The organism is Microbacterium sp. ARD31, from assembly GCF_031844425.1.
The window spans coordinates 37,493-57,402 of sequence record NZ_JAUZVE010000011.1 but is presented as its reverse complement, the minus strand read 5'-3'; the positions used below and the strand labels follow the sequence as shown (position 1 = coordinate 57,402).

Annotated in this window: 15 protein-coding genes; 9 read left to right on the top strand and 6 right to left on the bottom strand. The window is 71.2% G+C overall.

Going from position 1 to position 19,910, the window contains the following annotated elements:
- Positions 1 to 39 precede the first annotated feature (39 nt).
- Together Q9S36_RS23705 and Q9S36_RS23700 are read left to right on the top strand one after the other, a co-directional pair.
- Positions 40 to 2,892, top strand: a complete 2,853-nt coding sequence (locus tag Q9S36_RS23705) for an FtsK/SpoIIIE domain-containing protein (protein ID WP_311287297.1) — start codon at positions 40 to 42, stop codon at positions 2,890 to 2,892.
- A 55-nt stretch (positions 2,893 to 2,947) separates the two neighbouring features.
- Positions 2,948 to 4,177, top strand: coding sequence for a saccharopine dehydrogenase C-terminal domain-containing protein (locus Q9S36_RS23700; RefSeq protein WP_311287296.1), 1,230 nt, complete (start codon positions 2,948 to 2,950; stop codon positions 4,175 to 4,177).
- A gap of 27 nt (positions 4,178 to 4,204) precedes the next feature.
- On the opposite strand, the gene ald is transcribed toward Q9S36_RS23700, so the two are convergent.
- A complete protein-coding gene (gene ald / locus Q9S36_RS23695) occupies positions 4,205 to 5,320 on the bottom strand; it encodes an alanine dehydrogenase (protein WP_311287295.1) in 1,116 nt (371 codons plus the stop codon).
- A gap of 55 nt (positions 5,321 to 5,375) precedes the next feature.
- A complete protein-coding gene (locus Q9S36_RS23690; protein WP_311287294.1) occupies positions 5,376 to 6,365 on the bottom strand; it encodes an asparaginase in 990 nt (329 codons plus the stop codon).
- 52 nt (positions 6,366 to 6,417) lie between these two features.
- Here Q9S36_RS23690 and Q9S36_RS23685 point away from each other — a divergent pair, with 52 nt between their 5' ends.
- Positions 6,418 to 6,912 carry an OsmC family protein gene (locus Q9S36_RS23685; RefSeq protein WP_311287293.1) on the top strand — a complete coding sequence of 165 codons (495 nt, stop codon included), beginning with the start codon at positions 6,418 to 6,420 and terminating at the stop codon, positions 6,910 to 6,912.
- Here Q9S36_RS23685 and Q9S36_RS23680 read toward each other — a convergent pair.
- Positions 6,881 to 7,678 carry a lysophospholipid acyltransferase family protein gene (locus Q9S36_RS23680; protein WP_396653834.1) on the bottom strand — a complete coding sequence of 266 codons (798 nt, stop codon included), beginning with the start codon at positions 7,676 to 7,678 and terminating at the stop codon, positions 6,881 to 6,883. The genes Q9S36_RS23685 and Q9S36_RS23680 overlap by 32 nt on opposite strands.
- Positions 7,679 to 7,792: 114 nt before the next feature.
- On the opposite strand from Q9S36_RS23680, the gene Q9S36_RS23675 reads away from it, so the two are divergent.
- Positions 7,793 to 8,737 carry an FKBP-type peptidyl-prolyl cis-trans isomerase gene (locus Q9S36_RS23675; RefSeq protein ID WP_311287292.1) on the top strand — a complete coding sequence of 315 codons (945 nt, stop codon included), beginning with the start codon at positions 7,793 to 7,795 and terminating at the stop codon, positions 8,735 to 8,737.
- A 19-nt stretch (positions 8,738 to 8,756) separates the two neighbouring features.
- Positions 8,757 to 9,842 (top strand): 1-deoxy-D-xylulose-5-phosphate reductoisomerase, encoded by a 1,086-nt coding sequence (dxr, locus tag Q9S36_RS23670; RefSeq protein ID WP_311287291.1) that lies wholly within the window; start codon positions 8,757 to 8,759, stop codon positions 9,840 to 9,842.
- On the opposite strand, the gene murE is transcribed toward dxr, so the two are convergent.
- On the bottom strand, positions 9,843 to 11,492 hold the full coding sequence (gene murE / locus Q9S36_RS23665; RefSeq protein WP_311287290.1) for a UDP-N-acetylmuramoyl-L-alanyl-D-glutamate--2,6-diaminopimelate ligase: 1,650 nt from the start codon (positions 11,490 to 11,492) through the stop codon (positions 9,843 to 9,845).
- A gap of 107 nt (positions 11,493 to 11,599) precedes the next feature.
- Here murE and Q9S36_RS23660 point away from each other — a divergent pair, with 107 nt between their 5' ends.
- Positions 11,600 to 12,934 (top strand): site-2 protease family protein, encoded by a 1,335-nt coding sequence (locus Q9S36_RS23660; RefSeq protein WP_311287289.1) that lies wholly within the window; start codon positions 11,600 to 11,602, stop codon positions 12,932 to 12,934.
- Positions 12,935 to 12,948: 14 nt separating this feature from the next.
- Here Q9S36_RS23660 and Q9S36_RS23655 read toward each other — a convergent pair whose 3' ends face one another.
- Positions 12,949 to 14,898, bottom strand: a complete 1,950-nt coding sequence (locus tag Q9S36_RS23655) for a chorismate-binding protein (protein ID WP_311287288.1) — start codon at positions 14,896 to 14,898, stop codon at positions 12,949 to 12,951.
- Positions 14,899 to 15,004: 106 nt separating this feature from the next.
- On the opposite strand from Q9S36_RS23655, the gene ispG reads away from it, so the two are divergent.
- Complete coding sequence (ispG, locus tag Q9S36_RS23650) at positions 15,005 to 16,156, top strand: flavodoxin-dependent (E)-4-hydroxy-3-methylbut-2-enyl-diphosphate synthase (protein ID WP_251453097.1); 1,152 nt, start codon at positions 15,005 to 15,007, stop codon at positions 16,154 to 16,156.
- Positions 16,157 to 16,201: 45 nt separating this feature from the next.
- On the top strand, positions 16,202 to 17,392 hold the full coding sequence (locus tag Q9S36_RS23645; RefSeq protein WP_396653838.1) for a benzoate/H(+) symporter BenE family transporter: 1,191 nt from the start codon (positions 16,202 to 16,204) through the stop codon (positions 17,390 to 17,392).
- A gap of 2 nt (positions 17,393 to 17,394) precedes the next feature.
- Here the strand turns inward: Q9S36_RS23645 and pcp are convergent, their stop codons facing one another.
- A complete protein-coding gene (pcp, locus tag Q9S36_RS23640; protein WP_311287286.1) occupies positions 17,395 to 18,030 on the bottom strand; it encodes a pyroglutamyl-peptidase I in 636 nt (211 codons plus the stop codon).
- Positions 18,031 to 18,082: 52 nt separating this feature from the next.
- Here pcp and Q9S36_RS23635 point away from each other — a divergent pair, with 52 nt between their 5' ends.
- Positions 18,083 to 19,882 (top strand): proline--tRNA ligase, encoded by a 1,800-nt coding sequence (locus Q9S36_RS23635; RefSeq protein ID WP_311287285.1) that lies wholly within the window; start codon positions 18,083 to 18,085, stop codon positions 19,880 to 19,882.
- The last annotated feature ends 28 nt before the right edge of the window (positions 19,883 to 19,910 follow it).

Here is a 19,910-nt window from a genome sequence, read left to right as displayed (position 1 = left end):
GCGAAGGAGGGTCTCGGCGAGGTGCGGTTCAGTGGCGGGGTGTCCGATTCCGTCGCCGCAGCCCTTCGCGCTCCTTCAGCGCATCGACTCCACCATGACGAGCCGCTGAACCTGCCGGATGCGTGGGTGCCGCCGCCGCGGCCGCCCGTCCCCGTCCTCGCCGCGATCGTGCCCGTCGTCGGCGCCGTCGCCATATGGCTGGTCACCGGTTCGGTCCTCGCGCTGTGGCTCGCGGTGCTCGGCCCGCTGCTAGCCGGCGCGTCCATCCTCGACGCGGGGCGCACGACGCGACGGGATCGTCGACGCGCAGAGCGGGCTGCGCGCGAGGCCCACGAGGCGGCGTACGACGAGATCGTCCGCAGGCACGGTATCGAGCGAGCAGAGCGCCGGGGGCGGCATCCGGACGTCGCGGGTTTCATCCAGGCCGACGCCGAGGTGTGGCGCAGCGTTCCGGGCCGTGCCGGAGTGATCGTCGTGGGCTCGGGCGATGTGGTCAGCGAGGTGCGGGTGAACGGCGGCCACGGCGATCCCGCGGCCGCCCGCCTCCGCCGCACCGCCGCCCACCTCGCCGATGCGCCGGTGGTGGTGTCCGCCGCGCTGGGCGTCACGGTCGTCGGCTCCGGAGAGGTGGCGTGCGCCGCCGTGTTGCGAGGACTCGCGCTCCAACTGTGCCTCGCTCTTCCTCCGGGCGAGCTGCGGATCACCGGCCCGCTGCGCGGCGTGCACGCGTGGGCCGAGGAGCTCCCGCATCGCCGCGCCGCCTCCGGTCGGGCGCTGGCGCTCATCGACGCCGGAGATCCGGTTCCCGCCGACGCGGAGTTCGTGCTGGCACTCGGGCAGCCGGGCCTGCCCGCCTCGCCGCGCTGCGGCGTCACGATCCACGTGCGAGGACTGACCGCCGGACGGCTGGACGAGCCCTCGGACGCGGACGAGCGTGACCTTCGGCTCGAGGCCGTCGGCGAGGCCCAGGCGCTCGAGCTGGCCGCGCAGCTCGATCGCCGCGCGGGAACCGCCTTCGGACGCAGCGAGGGTATCGAACCGCTTCCCCTGGGACGGCTGCTGGCCGATCACCGACCGGTCCGCGCTCCCGGACGGCTGCCGGCCGTCATCGGTGTGGCCGACACCGGTCCTCTCACAGTCGATCTCGTCGCCGACGGTCCGCACGCCGTCGTGGCCGGGGTCACCGGTGCCGGCAAGAGCGAACTGCTCATCACCTGGATTGTCTCCCTGTGCGCCACGCACTCCACGCGGGAGCTCAGCTTTCTGCTCGCCGACTTCAAGGGCGGCACCGCCTTCGACGCCCTCACCGGACTCGCGCACGTGACAGGCGTGCTCACCGATCTCGACGGATCGGGCGCCCGGCGCGCCATCGAGAGCCTGCGCGCCGAGATGAGGTGGCGCGAGGGCGCCCTGGCCGCGGCGGGAGCCCGAGACGTTGCGGATCCGCGGGTGCAGCTGCCGCGACTGGTCATCGTCGTCGACGAGTTCGCCGCCCTGCTCTCGGAGCAGCCCGAGCTGCATGCGGTCTTCGCCGACGTCGCCGCCCGTGGGCGTGCACTGGGGATGCACCTCATCCTCGGCACACAGCGCATCGCCGGGGTCGTCCGCGAGGCCCTGCTGGCCAACTGTCCGCTCCGGCTGAGCCTGCGGGTGACCGATCGCGCGGACAGCCGAGCGGTCATCGGCAGCGAGGACGCCGCCGACATCCCCGGCGGCGACGACGGACGGGGGATCGCCATGGTGCGCCGCGCGGCCGACGCCCTCCCGCTGCGCGTCCGCGTGGCGTTGTCCGCTGCTGCCGATGTCGCCGCGGTCATCGAGGCGTCGACCGGCCCCCAGCCGCGGCGGCCCTGGCTTCCCGAGCTTCCCGCGTGCATCGATCTGGCAGAGCTCCCCGCGGTCGAAGCGGCACCCGGTGCCCTGGTGCTCGGACTTCTCGACGAGCCCGAGTGGCAGCGCCAGGCGCCCGCGTGCATCGCCGTCGCCGAACGCGGGCTGCTCGTGGCCGGCGGGCCGGGGTCGGGGCGCACGACGGCGCTGGACACCCTCGCCACCCAGGCCCGCCACGTCGTCCGCATCCCCGACGACGCCGAGGGCGCATGGGATGCCGCGATGGAGCTGCAGCGGACGCTGCCGGAAGCAGGCAGCCTCGTCGTCGCGGACGATCTCGACGTTCTGGTGGGCAGGTTCCCGCCCGAGTACGCGCAGGAGTTCTTCGAGCTGCTCGATGCACTCTGCCGGGGTGCGGGCCAGCAGGGCTACCTCGTGGCTGCGTCCGTGCAGCGCCTCAGCGGTCCCGTCGTCCGTATCGCGGATCTGCTCCCGCGCCGCCTCGTTCTCCGCACGACCACGCGCCTCGAGCACATCGCCTTGGGCGGGGACCCGGTCGCCTTCCGTGGCGACGCGCCCCCGGGACGCGGCACCCTGGACGGCGTGCCGATCCAGATCGCGCGCGTACCGGAGGTCCGCCGCCTGCCGCGCGAGGACGAGGCGGCATGGATGCCGAGCACGATGCTCACGGGGTTCGTCGCCCGGCGGTCGCCGGCAGCGCGGGAGGCGCAGCGCACCTGGCAGCAGTGCGGGATGCACGTGTGGTCCGTCGCCGAGTACGCCGAGGGCGTGCATCCGGGGACCCCGACGGTGGTGGTCGGCGACCCGGAGGAATGGCAGCGGCACTGGCGGGTGCTCTCGCAGGTGCGCTCCGAGCACGACCTCGTGATCGACGCCTCGTGCGCCGCCGACCTTCGCCTGCTCACCGGAAGCCGCATCCTGCCGCCCTACGCCGAGCCCGGGCGGGGGAGAGCGTGGCTCTTCTCGAGCGGCGATGACCCCGTCCGCATAGTCCTTCCGGCGGTGCAGTTCAGGTCGATCCGTACCGGCACCGGTTCTTGACCCGCCCGGGTGGTCCTCATACCGTCGCAGGAACACCCGATCGGCAGGAGAACCCATGCGCATCCTCATCGTCGGAGCCGGCGGTGTCGGCTCGGCCGCCGCGCGCATCGCCGCGCGTCGCGACTTCTTCGAGCACGTGGTGATCGCCGATTACGACCCGTCTCGGCCCGAGGGGCTCGTCGCCGAACTCGCCGACGCCCGGTTCTCGGCTGCCCGCATCGACGCGTCCGATGCGGAGTCGGTCGCTGCGCTCATCCGTGAGCACGGGGTCACGCATGTGCTGAATGCCGTCGATCCGCGTTTCGTGATGCCGATCTTCGACGGCTGCGCCGCAGCCGACGCCACCTATCTCGATATGGCGATGAGCCTGTCGCGACCGCACCCGGAGCGTCCCTTCGAGCTCCCCGGAGTGAAGCTCGGCGACGAGCAGTTCGCCCAGGACGAAGCCTGGCGCCGGGCCGGACGCCTGGCACTCGTGGGAATCGGCGTCGAACCCGGTCTGTCGGATGTGTTCGCGCGGTATGCCGAGGACGAGCTGTTCAGCGAGATCGACGAACTGGGTGTGAGGGACGGGGCGAACCTCGTCGTCGCCGGATACGACTTCGCACCGTCGTTCTCGATCTGGACCACGATCGAGGAGTGCCTCAACCCACCCGTGATCTTCGAGCGGGACCGGGGCTGGTTCACCACGGCTCCCTTCAGCGAGCCCGAGATCTTCGACTTCCCGGAGGGGATCGGACCGGTCGAGTGCGTCAACGTCGAGCATGAGGAGGTCGTCCTCATGCCGCGATGGACCGGCGCCGACCGGGTCACCTTCAAGTACGGACTCGGTGACGAGTTCATCGAGGTGCTCAAGGTGCTGCACAAGCTGGGCCTCGACCGCACCGACAAGGTCTCGGTCAAGGGGGTCCAGGTCTCGCCCCGCGATGTCGTCGCCGCGTGCCTGCCCGATCCGGCGACCCTCGGCGACCGCATGTCGGGGAAGACCTGCGCGGGGGTGTGGGTGAGAGGTCGCGGCAAGGACGGTGCCCCCCGTTCGACATACCTCTACCACGTCGCCGACAACGAGCACACGATGGCCGAGTACAACTCGCAGGCCGTGGTGTGGCAGACGGCGATCAATCCCGTCATCGCCCTCGAGCTCCTCGCCGGCGGCACCTGGCAGGGGAGCGGCGTGCTCGGGCCCGAGGCGTTCCACGCGCGCCCGTTCCTCGACCTGCTCGCCGCCCCCGCACCGGCCGGTTACGGCAGTCCCTGGGGGATCCAGGAGAAGGCGCTGTCCTGACCGCCGCCCCTCGGCGAAAGCGTCCCGTCAGGCCAGCGCGTCCGCGAGCGGTGTCTCCTCGAGTCCGTGGGCGGTGGCGACCCCGGGGTTCACCACGGAGCCCGCAACCGTGTTGAGGCCCGCAGCCAGAGCGGCGTCGGCCCGCAGCGCGTCCTTCCATCCCCGACGTGCGATCTGCCGGATGTAGGGCAGCGTCGCGTTCGTCAGAGCGGAGGTGGACGTGTGCGGCACCGCGCCGGGCATGTTGGCGACGCAGTAGAACACGCTCCCGTGCACGGGGAAGGTGGGTTCGGCGTGGGTGGTCGGGTGCGTGTCCTCGAAGCAGCCGCCCTGATCCACGGCGATGTCGACCAGGACGGAGCCCGGGCGCATTCGCCCGACCATCTCGTTGGTGACGAGTTTGGGTGCCTTCGCTCCGGGGATGAGCACCGAACCGATCACGAGATCCGAGTCGACGACCGCGCGATCGAGGTCGAAGGGGTTGGATGCGGCGGTCTTCACCCGCCCCTGGAAGTGGTCGTCGAGGTACCGAAGGCGCTGCACGTTCGTGTCGAAGACGGTGACGTCGGCACCCATGCCGACGGCGATCACCGCCGCATTCGCGCCGGCCACGCCGCCGCCGATCACCGTGACCTTCGCCGGCCTGGTGCCCGGCACGCCCGACATCAGAAGCCCGAGGCCTCCCGCCGACCTCATCAGCGTGGAGGCGCCGACCATCGGGGCCAGGCGGCCGGCCACTTCGCTCATGGGCGCGAGAAGGGGCAGGCCGCCGCCGGCGAGCTGAACCGTCTCGTACGCGATCGCGGTGACCCGATCCGACACCAGCTGTTCGGTGAGCGCGCGGTCGGCCGCCAGGTGGAGGTAGGTGAAGACCACCAGGTCGTCGCGGAAGTTCGCGTACTCGCCGGCGATCGGCTCTTTGACCTTCAAGAGCAGCTCGGCCCGGGACCACACGTCGCCGGCATCGTCCAACAGGACGGCCCCTGCGTCGTCGTACTCGCTGTCGGGCATCGAGGAACCGATGCCGGCACCGCGCTGCACGAACACCTCGTGACCTGCGGCGACGAGATCATGCACGCCGGCGGGTGTGAGAGCCACCCGGTACTCGTTGTTCTTGACCTCGGTGGGGACGCTGATCCTCATCGTCAGATCCTTTCCGCTCCGCCGTTGGAGCGTTCGTGCTCCTCGTGGGAGCGCCTCAGAAGGCGGGGCGGATGGCCCCGACGTCCCGTCCGCCGCCGGTGACGGTCAGCGGAAGACATGTCATCACCTCGCCGACGCCCGCGGCATCGAGCGCGCCTGCGCGTTCGAGCAGCCGCAACGCGACGGCGGTGGTGGCGCGAGTGCTGCCGTCGAGCATCTTCAGCACCACCGTGGTGCCGTCGGGCGCGACCATCACCAGCACGCCCTCGGCGCCGGTCTTGGCGAAGACGCCGAGATGCTCGATCGCGACTGTGTCGGGACGGCCGGGTCCGTCGATGGTCCACGGGTGAGCGCGCACCGCCTGAACGAGAGCGCCGGCGCTGCGGTGGAGCGCGAACGGGGACGTCGACGATGCGGTTCCGATGCGGTGGATCGCCTTGGCCAGGCCGAAGAGGGTCACCGCGAGGACCGGGGCTCCGCACCCGTCGACCGCGACGGTGGGGGACTTCTCGCCGACGAGTCGCTCCACCACGTCGCGGATGTGCACCTGGAGGGGGTGTGCGGGATCCAGGTAGCCGTCCGTAGGCCACCCGTTGACGACGCACGTCAGGAGCATCGCGGCGTGCTTGCCGGAGCAGTTCATTCGCACGCGCGCCGGCGCGCCGTGCTCGCGGATGAGGGCGTCGCGAGTCGCCGCGTCGCCCGGCCAGGCGGGCGGACAGCCGAGGGCGTCCTCGGTCACGCCCGCGGAGTGCAGGATCTGCCGGACCACCTCGACGTGTCTGTCGGTGCCCGAGTGGCTGGCGGTCGCGAGCCCCAGACGCTCGCCCTCCAGAGGTGCGCCCGCCGACAGCATCGCCAGTGCCTGCAGCGGCTTCAGCGTCGAGCGCGGAAGGATGAGCGCCGACGTGTCGCCCAGCGAGGCGGAGACCGCGCCGTCCGGGGCGAGCACGATCGCCGCGCCCGCGTGCCGGGATTCGACGAACCCGCTGCGCTCGACGACCGCGAGTTCGACGGCGTCCGAGACCGAGAAGGTGTGGGGCACCACGTCAGCCTACCGGGGAGGCCGCCGCCGACCCCCATGACAGACTGTGCTCATGTTCGGCGAGCATCGATACTCCGTCCGGTCGGTCTGGACCGGCAACCGAGGCTCGGGAACGACCGGATACCGGGACTACGACCGGGCCGTCCTGATCCAGATCGACGGCAAGCCCGATCTGCTCGCGTCGGCCGACAAGCCCTTCCGTGGCGACGCGGCGCGGTGGAACCCCGAAGATCTGCTGGTCGCGGCGCTGAGCGAGTGCCACCTGCTGTCGTACCTCCACGCGTGCGTGCAGGCGGGCATCGTCGTCACCGGCTATGAGGACGATGCGAGCGGGCTCATGGTCGAGGACGGCCGGGGCGCCGGCGCCTTCCGCGAGGTCGTGCTGCGCCCGCGTGTCACCGTCGCCGAGGAGTCGATGCGGGATGCCGCGATCGCGGCGCACGAGCAGGCTCACGCCTGGTGCTTCATCGCCAATTCCGTCAACTTCCCGGTCCGCCACGAACCGGTGATCGTCATCAGCGGCGCTCGTGAGGGAGGACCTGCTTGATGCGATCGAGGGGGTTGTGTGCGGGGGCCTCGTTGTAGGCGTGCGCCAGCTCCTGGCCCGAGAGGGCGTGGATGGCGGCCATGATGTCGTCGGTCGCCAGTCGCCGCGCACGGCCCGAGGTGGCCGGTCCGTGGTGCGACAGCTCGAGCGGCTCGCCGAACTTCACGGTGATGCGGTGCTTGGTGGACGGCATCCGGGCACCGACCGGCATGACCTTGTCCGTGCCGATCAATCCCACCGGCACGACCGGCGCCCCCGTCTGCAGCGCGAGGAAGGCGACCCCGGTGCGTCCCTTGTAGAGCCGCCCGTCCAGAGAGCGCGTGCCCTCCGGATACAGCGCCACTGCGCGGTCCTGGTCCAGGAGCATCCGCTGCTGCTCCAGGGCGTCGAGAGCCGCCTGCCCGGCGCCGCGCTTGACCGGGATCGCTCCGATGGCGGTGAAGAACTCCCGTGAGATCCATCCCGACGCGCCTGCGCCCTCGAAGTAGCTCGACTTGGCAAGGAAGTGCACGGGACGGGGCGCCGCAACCGGGATCGCGATCGAGTCGATGAACGACAGATGGTTGCTCGCGAAGATCACCGGGCCGGTCCGGGGGACGAGGTGGCGGCCTTCGACGTGCGGTCGGTACACCACCCGGGCCAGCGCCGTGATGACCATGCGACCCAGGACGTACGTCGCGCCCATGCGCGTGACCTGCTCCTGCGTGTCGACGGCGGGGACGGCGGAGTCATCTTCGCGGGGTTCGGTCGTCTCCTCGGAAGTCACCCGTCGAGGCTACCCCCGTTTCCATACCACTCATGGCATAGCCGGTTCCCAGCGAGGGTGGAGCAAACATGGGGGAGGATGGGAGACTCCCGTTCGTCGATCTGAGGATTCCTCTTGCGCTCTCGACCGCTCGTCGCCCTGTCCACCGTCGCCGTGTCGGCGTTCCTTCTCGCCGGCTGTGCAGGCTCCGGGACCGAAGCCGCTCCCACGCCGTCGAGCTCGGCCACGGTCGACCTGTGCGCCGCGGGGGCCGAATCAGGCGCCGCGACCGAGGCCGTCACGGTGGACGGCGAGGTGGGGGAGGAATCCACCGCCACCTTCGAGGCGCCCCTCGAGATCGAAGACCTGCAGAGCACGGTGCTCACCGAGGGGTCCGGCGAGGCCGCCGAGGCCGGCGACCTGGTGACCTACGCGCTGAGCGCCTACAGTGCCGAGACCGGCGAGCTGCTCGGTTCGTTCGGCTACGGCGAGAACACGGTGCTTCCGCAGCAGATCTCGGCCGACAACCCTCTGGGTCAGCTGCTCGGCTGCGCCGCACCCGGCACGCGCGTCGTCGGGGCCTTCCCTGCGACGGCCGACGCCCCGGGCGAGGTCTACGTCGTCGACATGCTCGACATCGTTCCCAACGCCGCCTGGGGTGAGCCGCAGGATCCCGCGGAAGGGCTTCCCGCCGTCGATCTGGCCGAAGACGGCGCGCCCACGGTGACGCTCCCCGACGGGGACGCGCCGACCGAGTTCGACAAGGCCACCCTGAAGAAGGGCGACGGCGAGGTCGTCGAAGCAGGCGACGGCGTGATGGTGCAGTACCACGGCGTCTCGTGGGACACCGGCGAGGTCTTCGACGAGAGCTGGGGCAAGACCCCCTTCACCTTCTCGACCGGCGGCGGCGTCGTGCAGGGCTTCTCTGACGCAGTGATCGGAGAGACCGTCGGCTCGCAGGTCATCGCCGTCCTCCCCCCGGATGTCGCGTACGGTGAGGGCGAGATCAACGACAGCGACCTCACCGGGCAGACGCTGGTGTTCGTCATCGACATCCTCGGCACCCAGCCCGCCGCATAGCGCGGACTAGGCTGACGGGATGCGCCGCATCCTCGTCCTCGGCTCGACCGGCTCGATCGGCACGCAGGCGCTCGACGTCATCCGCGCCAATCCGCGCCGGTTCGAGGTGGTCGGGCTCGCGGCGGGCAGCGACCGTTCGGGTCTCGACGCCCAGGCGGCGGAGTTCGGGGTGGAGCACACCGCCCTCGGCGCCGCCGAGGCCGAGCAGCTCGTGCGCGACGTCGAGGCCGACGTGGTGCTCAACGGCATCACCGGTTCCGTGGGGCTCGGCCCGACGCTCGCGGCGCTGGAGTCGGGTCGCACCCTCGCGCTGGCCAACAAGGAATCGCTCATCGTGGGCGGGGAACTGGTGACGGCTATCGCGGCGCCGGGCCAGATCGTTCCCGTGGACTCCGAGCACTCCGCCATCGCTCAGGCGCTGCGCTCCGGTGACCGGTCCGAAGTGCGGCGGCTCGTGCTGACGGCGTCCGGCGGCCCGTTCCGCGGCCGGAGCCGGGCGTCGCTCGCCGGGGTCACGCCCGCCGAAGCGCTCGCCCATCCCACGTGGGACATGGGTCGCGTGGTCACGACGAACTCCGCCACTCTGGTGAACAAGGGTCTCGAGGTCATCGAGGCGCACCTGCTCTTCGGGGTCGCCTATGCCGACATCGACGTCGTCGTGCACCCGCAGTCGATCGTGCACTCCATGGTGGAGTTCGTCGACGGCTCCACCATCGCGCAGGCGTCCCCACCCGACATGCGCCTGCCCATCTCGCTGGGTCTGGACTGGCCGCACCGCGTCGCCGGCGTCGGCCGGCCGCTGGACTGGACCGCTGCGGCGTCGTGGACGTTCGAGCCACTCGATGAGGCGGCCTTCCCTGCCGTACGACTGGCCAAGCGCGTCGGGCGGGCCGGAGCCACCTACCCCGCCGTGTTCAACGCCGCCAACGAGCAGGCCGTGGACGCCTTCCACGAGGGGCGCATCGGCTTCCTCTCGATCCTCGAGACCGTGGAGAGGGTCGTCGACGCGCACGAAGCGCCGGCCGCGCTCACGCGCGACAGCCTCATCGAGGCTGAGCGCTGGGCTCGGGAATCCGCGGACCGCGCGATCGCGGCATCCGCCTGATCAGTCGACCGGGCGCAGGGGGTCGGACGCGATGATGCGGTCCGGCGGGTAGGGCACCGGCCACGTCGGCTCCGGCACCGGCCATCCGGCTTCGGCCAGGGCGCGGCGTGCCAGCTCTCGCGCGGAGTAGGGGGCGCGGGTCCCGCGGACGTCGCGATAGTCCTGATGTCCGGGGCCGGCCCACAGGATCGCGTCGCCGTCGCCGACGAGCTTCACCGCCTCGACGATGGCGCGCTCCGGAGGGGAGTACTCGTGGATCTCGGCGTCGGGGCGTGCGCGTCGAGCCCCGTCGATGAGAGTCGCGCGGATGCTGTCCGGGTCCTCGAAGCGAGGGTGGTGGTCCGTGATCACGAGCACGTCGCTGCCCTCGACAGCGGTCCTGCCCATGTCATGACGCTTGGTGGCGTCACGGTCGCCGTCAGCGCCGACGAGCATGAGGACACGACCGGGGGTGACATGGCGGACGGCGGCGAGGGTCTTCTCGAACGCGTCGGGGGAGTGCCCGAAGTCGACGTACACGGCCGGCCCGCGGTCGCCGGAGACGCGCTGCGTGCGCCCCGGAAGGTACGCGTCGATTCGGCCGCCGCCCAGCGCCGCAGACAGGTCGTCCCACGCGTATCCGCCCTCGAGGAGCATGACGATGGCCAATCCCGCATTGGCGGCCATGTGCCGTCCGATGACGGGGACGACGGTGGTGAGGGAGCGCCCGTCGCGGGCGGTGAGGGTGAAGGCGGTGCCGTCCTGTCGTTCGTCGTCGATCACCACGGTCCAGTCCGCGTCCGCATCCGGATCCGCGGCGATGGCCGGGGTCACGACGGTCACGAACGGGATCTCGCTGCGCGCGGCGACGTCGGCGCCGGGGGCGGAGTCCAGTGAGATGACGGCACGGCGGGCGCGATCGGGGCGGAACAGGGCCAGCTTCGCCTCGAAGTACTCGTCCATGTCGGCGTAGTCGTCGAGGTGGTCGTGCGACAGGTTGGTGAATCCGGCGACATCGAACAGCAGTCCGTCCACGCGGTGACGGCTGAGTGCCTGTGCACTGACCTCGACCGCGACCGCCTCGACCCCCCGTTCCCGCATCAGCGCCAGCAGGGCGTGGAACTCGGAGGCTTCGGGGGTCGTGAGTCGCGAGACGATGACCTCACCGGCGATGTGGCGCTCCGCCGTCGACGACAGTCCGGTCACGACGCCGAGCTGATTCAGGATGCCCTCGAGCAGGTGCGACACGCTCGTCTTGCCGTTCGTGCCCGTGGTGCCGAACAGCAGCGGGATGTCGTCGCCCGGTCCGGTGCCGTACACCCAGGCCGACAGATCGCCGAGCGCGGCGCGAGGGTCGTCCACGACGACGATCGGCAGTCCGGCGCGGGCCGCGATGTCCGCTCCGGCGGCATCCGTGATGACGGCGACGGCGCCCTTCTCTGCTGCAGCCGCCGCGAACTCGGCGCCGTGGCGGTTCACACCGCGGATGGCCACGAACGCTTCGCCGGCGCGCAGGTCCGCCGTGGCGAGGGTCAGGCCGGTCAGCCGGACATCGGCGGCGTCACCGCGCACCTCACCGCCGAAGCGGGCGGCGAGATCCCCGAGCGAATGGACGGGGGGCGCCTCCGGGCGGAGCACGGGAGGCAGATTCGAGGCGGCGTCAGTCGGCATAGCGTGTCCATCCTCTCACCCGGCGCACGAGGACCGTGCGTGGGACGTCGCCGGGCGGTGACGCGCTTCGCGGCCAACTCGAAGCGACGCGCGGGTAGCGTGGGCGTGTGGAAGTGATCGCGTTCATCATCGGCATCGCCCTCATGGTCGTGGGGCTCGCCCTGTCGATCGCGCTCCACGAGATCGGCCACCTCGTCCCCGCCAAGCGTTTCGGCGTCCGGGTGGGGCAGTACATGATCGGCTTCGGCCCGACCCTCTGGTCTCGGCGCTACGGCGAGACCGAGTACGGCGTGAAGGCCGTCCCCCTGGGTGGCTACATCTCGATGGCGGGAATGTACCCGCCAAGTCCCGCCGACCGAGACGCCCACCGCGGCGGTCGGGCGGGAGGCGGATTCTTCGCCACGATGGTCCAGGACGCCCGTTCCGCCAACGACGAGACCGTCGACGGCGTCGAGGATCGCCGCGTGTTCTACCGGCTTCCGGTGTGGAAGCGGGTCGTGGTGATGCTGGGCGGTCCCATCATGAACCTGCTCTTCGCGATGGTCCTCTTCGCCGTCCTCCTCAGTGGCATCGGCGTCCAGACCGCCACCACCACGGTGCAGAGCGTCAGCGAGTGCGTGATCGCGGCGGATGCCGACCGCACCGAGTGCACCGCGGACGACCCGGTCGCCCCGGCCGCGGCCGCCGGGATGCAGCCCGGGGACGTGCTGGTGAGCGTCGACGGCGAGCGTGTCGAGACCTTCGCCGAAGCATCCGAGATCATCCGCAGCTCACCCGGACGGGAGTTGGCGATCGTCCTCGAGCGCGATGGAGCCGCGCAGACCGTGGAGCTGACCCCGGTGGCGGTGAGTCAGACCGAGGTCGACGACCGCGGCCGGCCCGTCGTGGGCGCAGACGGGGAGCCGCAGATCGTCGAGGTGGGCTTCGCCGGCATCCGTCAGGAAGTCGACTATCTCCGTGAGCCTCTCTGGGCCGGACCCGCGGCAGCCATCGAGAACGTCGGCGCGGTGACCCAGGTGATCTGGCGGCTCCCGGTGCTGGTGTGGGAGACCGCGGTCGCCACCGTCACGGGTCAGGAGCGCGACCCTGACGGCCCGCTCAGCGTGGTCGGCGCGGGCGTCATCGCCGGTGAGGTCGCCGCGGCGGATGCGCCCGTGCTCAACCGCGTCGCCGGCTTCCTCTCGCTTCTGGCGTCGCTGAACATCGCGCTCTTCGTGTTCAACCTCGTGCCGCTGCTGCCCTTGGACGGCGGGCACGTCGCCGTCGCGCTGTGGGACGGCATCAAGCGTGCGTGGGCCAAGCTCCGCGGCAGGGACGCTCCGGCACCCGTCGACGCCACCAAGCTCGTCCCCGTGACCTTCGTGGTCGTCATCGCCCTGATCGCGATGGGTGCGGTGCTGATCGTCTCGGACGTGATCAACCCGATCTCGATCTTCGGCTGATCTTTCGGGGCGGCTCAGGCTGCGCTGTATCCCAGCGCGTGGCCGACGAGGCGTTCGAGCGTCGTCATGCCGTCGCGCGACAGGATCGACTCGAGGTGTCCCTGGACCGACGCGTACGAGGGGCCGCGCAGAGCGAAGACGTCGCCGTCGGGCCCCGCCGCGATCTCGGTGTCGCCGATCCGGGTGACACCGGGCGCAACCCGCGCGGTGAAGGTGTTGTAGAACCCGATCGACGCATCGACGCCGAACAGGTCGACGGTCTTCTGCAGGCCCTGATGGGGGGCCGCCAGCGGCGCGAGCCCGACCCCCACCGCGTCGGCCAGGATCTGGTGGCTGAGGCAGACCGCCAGAAGCGGCCGCCCGGACGCGGTGCGGCGCCGGACGATGTCGCGCATGCGGCGAATCCGTTCGCTGGAGACGTCACGCGGATCGCCCGGGCCGGGGCCGGCCACCACGAGCTCTGCGGTGTCCACGCGCCGGTCGTCGACGTCCTGCCAGGGCAGGATCTCGACGTCCAGGCCGAGGTGACGGAGCTGATGGGCGAGCATCGTGGTGAAGCGGTCCTCGGCGTCGATCACGATCGCCGACCGGCCGGCGAAGGGTCCGACCTCGCCGGGGTCCTGCGGATTCAGCCAGAAGGCCGCCAGGCGCCCGTTGCGAGAGGCCAGCAGTGCGGCGATACCGGCGTCGTCCGCGAGGGCACGGGGCTCCGGCGCCGGGGCATCCTCGTCGATGGCATCGGACGCGGTGGTCGCGACCAGCTCGCGCGGGATCGCGCCGATCGCGCCGAGGACTCCCGCCGCCTTGCCGTGGGTCTCGCCGACCTCGCCGTAGGGGTCGGAGTGCCGCACGAGCGTGGCGCCGACGGGGACCCTCAGACGACCGTCCTGCAGATAGGCCGTTCGGATGAGGATGGGGGCGTCGAGGTCGTGAGACGCGCCGCCGTCGGTGTCGGTGGCCCCCGGCCGCGGCGTGAACAGCGCGGCGACGCCCGAATAGTAGCCGCGCGGTGTCGCCTCGTGTCGGGCGATGACGGTGCAGGCGTTCTGCATCGGGGACCCCGTCACGGTCGGGGCGAACATGGTCTCTCGGAGGATGTCGCGCGGATCGAGCCGGCTGCGACCCCGGAGCACGTACTCGGTGTGCGTGAGCCGTGACATCTCCTTCAGGTGCGGCCCGGTGATGCGCCCCCCGTCCGAGCACACCGCGCTCATCATCTTGAGCTCTTCGTCGACGACCATGAAGAGCTCCTCGGTCTCCTTGGTCGACTCGAGGAACTCGGTGAGCGTCTCGACCGTCGCGCCGCCGGCCGGGTGGCGGAAGGTCCCGGAGATGGGGTTCATCGTCACCACACCGTCCTGGGCGCTGACGTGCGCCTCCGGGCTCGCGCCGACGGCGATGTGCCCGTCGGTCACCACGGCGAAGGTCCAATAGGCGCCCCGTTCGTGCTCGAGCAGCGCACGGAACCAGGTGAGGGCCGTCGTGACGGGGTCGCCGTCGACCCCGGCGGTGAAGTCGCGTCGGATGACGAAGTTCGCCCCTTCGCCGCGGCCGATCTCGTCCGCGATGACGGTCCGCACGATCTGCGCGTAGTCCTCGTCCGAGATGTCGAACCCGGGCTCGATGAGCGGCACCGGATGCGCGGGGAGTCTCGCCATCACCTCCGCGCGCGGGAGCTCGCGGTGATCGGCCACGACGAGGCATCGCAGCGGCGCACCGTCGTCGTGGCACGCGAAACCGCGTTCGCGCACCTGGCGGTAGGGAACGAGGGCGAGCACCTCGCGCGCACGCCCGGTCGCGTCATGGAGGGGGATGTCGGCCAACAGCTCCACGTCGACGACGTCGCCGGTCAGAAGCTCGACGGTGTCGGGGGTGCGCGCGATGAGCGCGAACGGAGCTCCGTCGGCGATCAGCGCGGCGAGGTCGGCGCGGTCGGCGGAGGAAGGGGGATCGGGCCGGGTCATGTCGCGCCGAAACTACCACAGCGCGGGGAAGCCCCCGTCGGGGGCCGGGGCGCGCTGGCGACGGATGACGGCGCCGTCCGCCGGGCCGCGGCGTAGGCTGGGAGACGTGCCCGCCGTGAACCTCGGAATGCCGAACGTCCCTCACACCCTCGCTCCGCGCCGCAAGAGTCGACAGATCAAGGTCGGCAAGGTCCTGGTGGGCGGAGACGCCCCGGTCAGCGTCCAGTCGATGACGACCACTCCGACGACCAACATCAACGCGACGCTGCAGCAGATCGCCGAGCTCACCGCCTCCGGCTGCGAGATCGTGCGCGTCGCCGTGCCGTCGCAGGACGACGCCGATGTGCTCCACATCATCGCCAAGAAGAGCCAGATCCCGGTCATCGCCGACATCCACTTCCAGCCCAAGTACGTTTTCCAGGCCATCGACGCCGGATGCGCCGCTGTCCGGGTCAACCCGGGGAACATCCGGAAGTTCGACGATCAGGTCGGCGCGATCGCCAAGGCCGCATCGGATGCCGGTGTGTCGCTGCGCATCGGCGTGAACGCAGGGTCGCTCGACCCGAGGCTGCTGCAGAAGTACGGCAAGGCGACCCCCGAGGCGCTCGCCGAGAGCGCTCGCTGGGAGGCGTCGCTGTTCGAGGAGCACGACTTCCACGACTTCAAGATCTCGGTCAAGCACAACGACCCGGTGATCATGGTGCAGGCCTACCGTCTGCTCGCGGCGATGGGCGATTGGCCGCTGCATCTCGGTGTGACCGAGGCCGGCCCCGCGTTCCAGGGCACGATCAAGAGCGCGACCGCCTTCGGGATCCTGCTCGGCGAGGGGATCGGCGACACGATCCGGGTATCGCTGTCGGCGCCCCCGGCCGAGGAGGTCAAGGTCGGGCACCAGATCCTGCAGTCTCTCAACCTGCGCGAGCGCAAGCTCGAGATCGTCTCGTGCCCCTCGTGCGGGCGCGCGCAGGTCGATGTGTACACGCTGGCCGATGATGTGACCGAGGGTCTGAAGGACATGACCGTCCCGCTGCGGGTCGCCGTCATGGGCTGCGTCGTGAACGGTCCCGGGGAGGCGCGGGAAGCCGACCTCGGCGTGGCATCGGGCAACGGCAAGGGCCAGATCTTCGTCAAGGGGCAGGTCATCAAGACCGTGCCCGAGGCCGACATCGTCCAGACGCTCATCGAAGAGGCGAACCGCCTCGCCGCCGAGATGGGTCCTGAAGCCGGCATCGGAACGGCCCAGGTCGTCACCAGCTGACGGTCCACCGCCCCGGCGGCGACGCGCTACCGTGACCGGGTGACCCTGCCCGATCCCGCGCCGGCGAATGCCCCCCTCTCCCGGCCCATCATCGCCGGCATCGTCACAGCGCTCGTCGGGGTGACCAGCTCCTTCGCCGTGGTCCTGACCGGGCTGGCGGCGGTGGGAGCGTCGTCCGCCCAGGCTGCGAGCGGGCTGCTCGTGCTGTGCGTCACGATGGGGGTCGCCTCGATCATCCTGGCGTGGCGGACCCGGATGCCGGTCACCGTCGCGTGGTCGACACCGGGAGCGGCGGTCCTCGCGGCGAGCGGCGGCGTCGACGGCGGATGGTCGGCGGCGGTCGGGGCTTTCCTCGTGACGGCGGCCCTCATCCTGCTCACCGCCCTGTGGCCGCAGCTGGGCCGGCTCATCGCCCGCATCCCGCCATCGATCGCGCAGGCGATGCTCGCGGGAGTCCTGCTGCCGCTGTGCCTTGCGCCGATCGGCGGGCTCATGCAGACACCGTGGGCGGTCGCGCCGGTGCTGGCGACTTGGCTTCTCGCGGTCCGCTTCGCCCCGCGGTGGGCGGTGCCGCTCGCCTTCGTCGCTGCGGCATCGGTCATCGGCATCGACATAGCCCTCTCCGATGCGGCGGTGGCGTCGTCCTCGCTGGTGCCCCGCGTCGAGTTCATCGCGCCGTCTCTGACGGTCGGCTCGGTGCTCGGACTGGCGTTGCCGCTCTTCCTCGTCACGATGGCGTCCCAGAACGTGCCGGGCGTGGCCATCATGCGCAGCTACGGCTACCACGTGCCGTGGCGGCCGGCGATGCTCGTCACCGGCCTCGGAACCGCCCTGGGGGCGCCCGCCGGTGGGCACGCGATCAACCTGGCGGCGATCAGCGCCGCCCTCGCCGCCGCGCCCGACGCCGACCCCGACCCACGTCGACGGTGGGTGGCGGGCGTATCGACCGGGGTCACGGCGATCGCCCTCGGCGGCCTGTCCGCCGTTCTCACGGCGCTCGTCCTCGTGGCCCCCGCCGGCGTCGTTCCGGCGGTCGCAGGCGTGGCGCTCCTGGCCGCCTTCGGCTCGGCGGTGCAGCAGGCCGTCGACGAGCCCGGTGAACGTCTTCCGGCGGTGGTGACGCTGGTCGTCGCGGCGTCCGGAGTGCAGGCCGCCGGCATCGGGGCGGCGTTCTGGGCGCTCGCGGCGGGACTTCTCGTCCGCGGAGTGCTCCGTCTGGGCGCGGCGCCGCGCTGACCTCAGTGCGCCGCACCGCCCGGCAGACGCAGATCGTCCTCGTCCGCGAGGCTGGCATCGATGACGATCGCGATCGCCTGGACGATGTCCGCGAAGGGCAGGGATGCCGCGTCAGCGGTCGGGGCGTGCTCCCGGGACCAGGGCACGTGCACGAACCCTGACCGGGAAGGGGCCGGTGCGGCGTCCAGCGCCGTGAAGAAGACGTGGTTGCACACGTAGGTGCCGGCCGAGTGGGACAGCTCCGCGGGGATTCCCGCACCACCGAGTTCCCGCACGATGCGCTTGACCGGGAGGGACGCGAACCGGGCAGCAGGGGCGCCCGGGATGCTCGGCTCGTCCACCGGCTGCTCGCCTTCGTTGTCGGGAATGCGGGCGTCGATAAGGTTCACCGCGATGCGTTCCACGCCGACCGCGGTGCGGCCTCCGGCCAGGCCGGTGGCGAGGACGACGTCGGGGGAGTGGCGGGCGATGAGCTCGCGCATCCGGTTCGCCGCCCCCGCGAACGCGACCGGCAGCACGTCCACGACCAGCTCGGCGGATCCCGTCCACGACGACGCCACCTGCCGCACGGCCGCGCCCGACGGATTGAAGGAGTCGCCCCCGAAGGGCTCGAACCCGGTCAGAAGCGCAGTCGTCATCGGTTCAGGCTACGGCCGGACGCGGCATCCGCCCGCCCTAGACTTGTGCCTCGTGGTCACACGTCTCTCGCATTACTTCGTCCGCACGCTCCGCGAAGACCCCGCCGACGCGGAAGTCACCAGTCATCGGCTGCTCGTGCGCGCCGGCTACATCCGCCGCACCGCGCCCGGAATCTTCACGTGGCTCCCGCTCGGGTTGCGGGTGAAGGCGCGCATCGAGGCGATCATCCGCGACGAGATGGCCGACGCCGGAGCCTATGAGGTGCACTTCCCGGCCCTGGTTCCGGCCGAGCCGTACCGCGAGTCGGGGCGCTGGGAGGCCTACGGCAACGGCATCTTCCGGCTCAAGGACCGCAAGGAGGCCGACTATCTGCTCGCGCCGACCCACGAGGAGCTTTTCACGCTCCTGGTGAAGGACCTCTACGGCTCGTACAAGGATCTGCCGCTGGCGATCTACCAGATCCAGGACAAGTACCGTGATGAAGCGCGTCCCCGCGCGGGGCTCCTGCGCGGGCGCGAGTTCACGATGAAGGACGCCTACTCCTTCGACTACACCGACGCCGGACTCGAAGCCTCGTACCAGGCCCAGCGCGACGCCTACGAGCGCATCTTCACCCGCCTCGGACTCGAGTACGTGATCGTCGCCGCCGACAACGGGCTCATGGGAGGCGCCCGCAGCGAGGAGTTCCTGCACCCGACCACGGTCGGCGAAGACACCTTCGTCCGCTCGGCGGGAGGCTACGCCGCCAATGTCGAGGCCTTCACCACGATCGCTCCCGCTCCCATCCCGTTCGACGGGCTTCCGGCACCCGTGGTCTTCGATTCGCCCGACACCCCGACCATCCAGACTCTCGTGGCCCACTGCGCGGCCCACCTTCCCGCGCCGGAGCCCGGTGTGGCCGGTCCGGCGACGGCCGACGCGACCACATGGAGCGCCGCGCACACCCTCAAGAACGTCGTCCTCGCCCTGACCCACCCCGACGCCACGCGCGAGCTGGTGGTGGTGGGCCTGCCCGGGGACCGCGACGTCGACGACAAGCGGGCCGAGGTGGCCTTCGCGCCGGCGGCCGTCGAACCCGCCACCGAAGCCGACTTCGCGCGCCACCCGGCGCTGGTGAAGGGCTACATCGGCCCGTGGGCGCCCGACGGTGCTGTCCTCGGCGAGGAGTCGGCCACCGGCATCCGTTACCTCGTCGACCCTCGGGTCGTGGACGGGACGGCCTGGGTGACCGGAGCGAACATCGACCAGAAGCACGTGCACGGCCTCGTCGCCGGACGTGACTTCGTCGCCGACGGCGTGGTCGAGGTCGCCGATGTGATCGCCGGAGACCCGGCGCCCGACGGGTCCGGACCCGTCGAGCTCGCGCGCGGAATGGAGATCGGTCACGTCTTCCAGCTCGGCCGGTTCTTCGCCGAGAGGCTCGGGCTGAAGGTCCTTGATGAGAACGGCAAGCTGGTGACCGTCACCATGGGGTCGTACGGGATCGGCGTCACCCGCATCCTGGCGATCCTCGCCGAGCTCAACAACGACGAGCGCGGGCTCGTATGGCCGGAATCGGTCGCGCCGTTCGATGTGCACGTGGTGGCGACCGGACGCGACACGGTGGCGTTCGAGCTCGCCGCCGAGGTGTCCGACGCCCTCCAGACGGCGGGCCTGGACGTGCTCTACGACGACCGGCCCAAGGTGTCGCCCGGGGTGAAGTTCGGCGACGCCGAGCTGATCGGCGTCCCACGGATCCTGATCGTCGGTCGCGGCGCCGCCGACGGCCAGGTGGAGCTGTGGAACCGTCGCACGGGCGAGCGCGAGGTCCTGTCGGTGGACGCGGCTGTGGCGGCGCTCGCCGTGCGCTGACGCCGTCGCCACCCGTTCGGCTGGCTGA

What these genes read in the sequence shown, in the direction of transcription:
- Q9S36_RS23685 (WP_311287293.1), top strand. Translation starts at nt 6,418, where the DNA reads ATGTTCGGCGAGCATCGATACTCCGTCCGGTCGGTCTGGACCGGCAAC.
- murE (WP_311287290.1), bottom strand. Translation starts at nt 11,492, where the DNA reads ATGCCGACTGACGCCGCCTCGAATCTGCCTCCCGTGCTCCGCCCGGAG.
- Q9S36_RS23700 (WP_311287296.1), top strand. Translation starts at nt 2,948, where the DNA reads ATGCGCATCCTCATCGTCGGAGCCGGCGGTGTCGGCTCGGCCGCCGCG.
- Q9S36_RS23655 (WP_311287288.1), bottom strand. Translation starts at nt 14,898, where the DNA reads ATGACCCGGCCCGATCCCCCTTCCTCCGCCGACCGCGCCGACCTCGCC.
- pcp (WP_311287286.1), bottom strand. Translation starts at nt 18,030, where the DNA reads ATGACGACTGCGCTTCTGACCGGGTTCGAGCCCTTCGGGGGCGACTCC.
- ald (WP_311287295.1), bottom strand. Translation starts at nt 5,320, where the DNA reads ATGAGGATCAGCGTCCCCACCGAGGTCAAGAACAACGAGTACCGGGTG.
- dxr (WP_311287291.1), top strand. Translation starts at nt 8,757, where the DNA reads ATGCGCCGCATCCTCGTCCTCGGCTCGACCGGCTCGATCGGCACGCAG.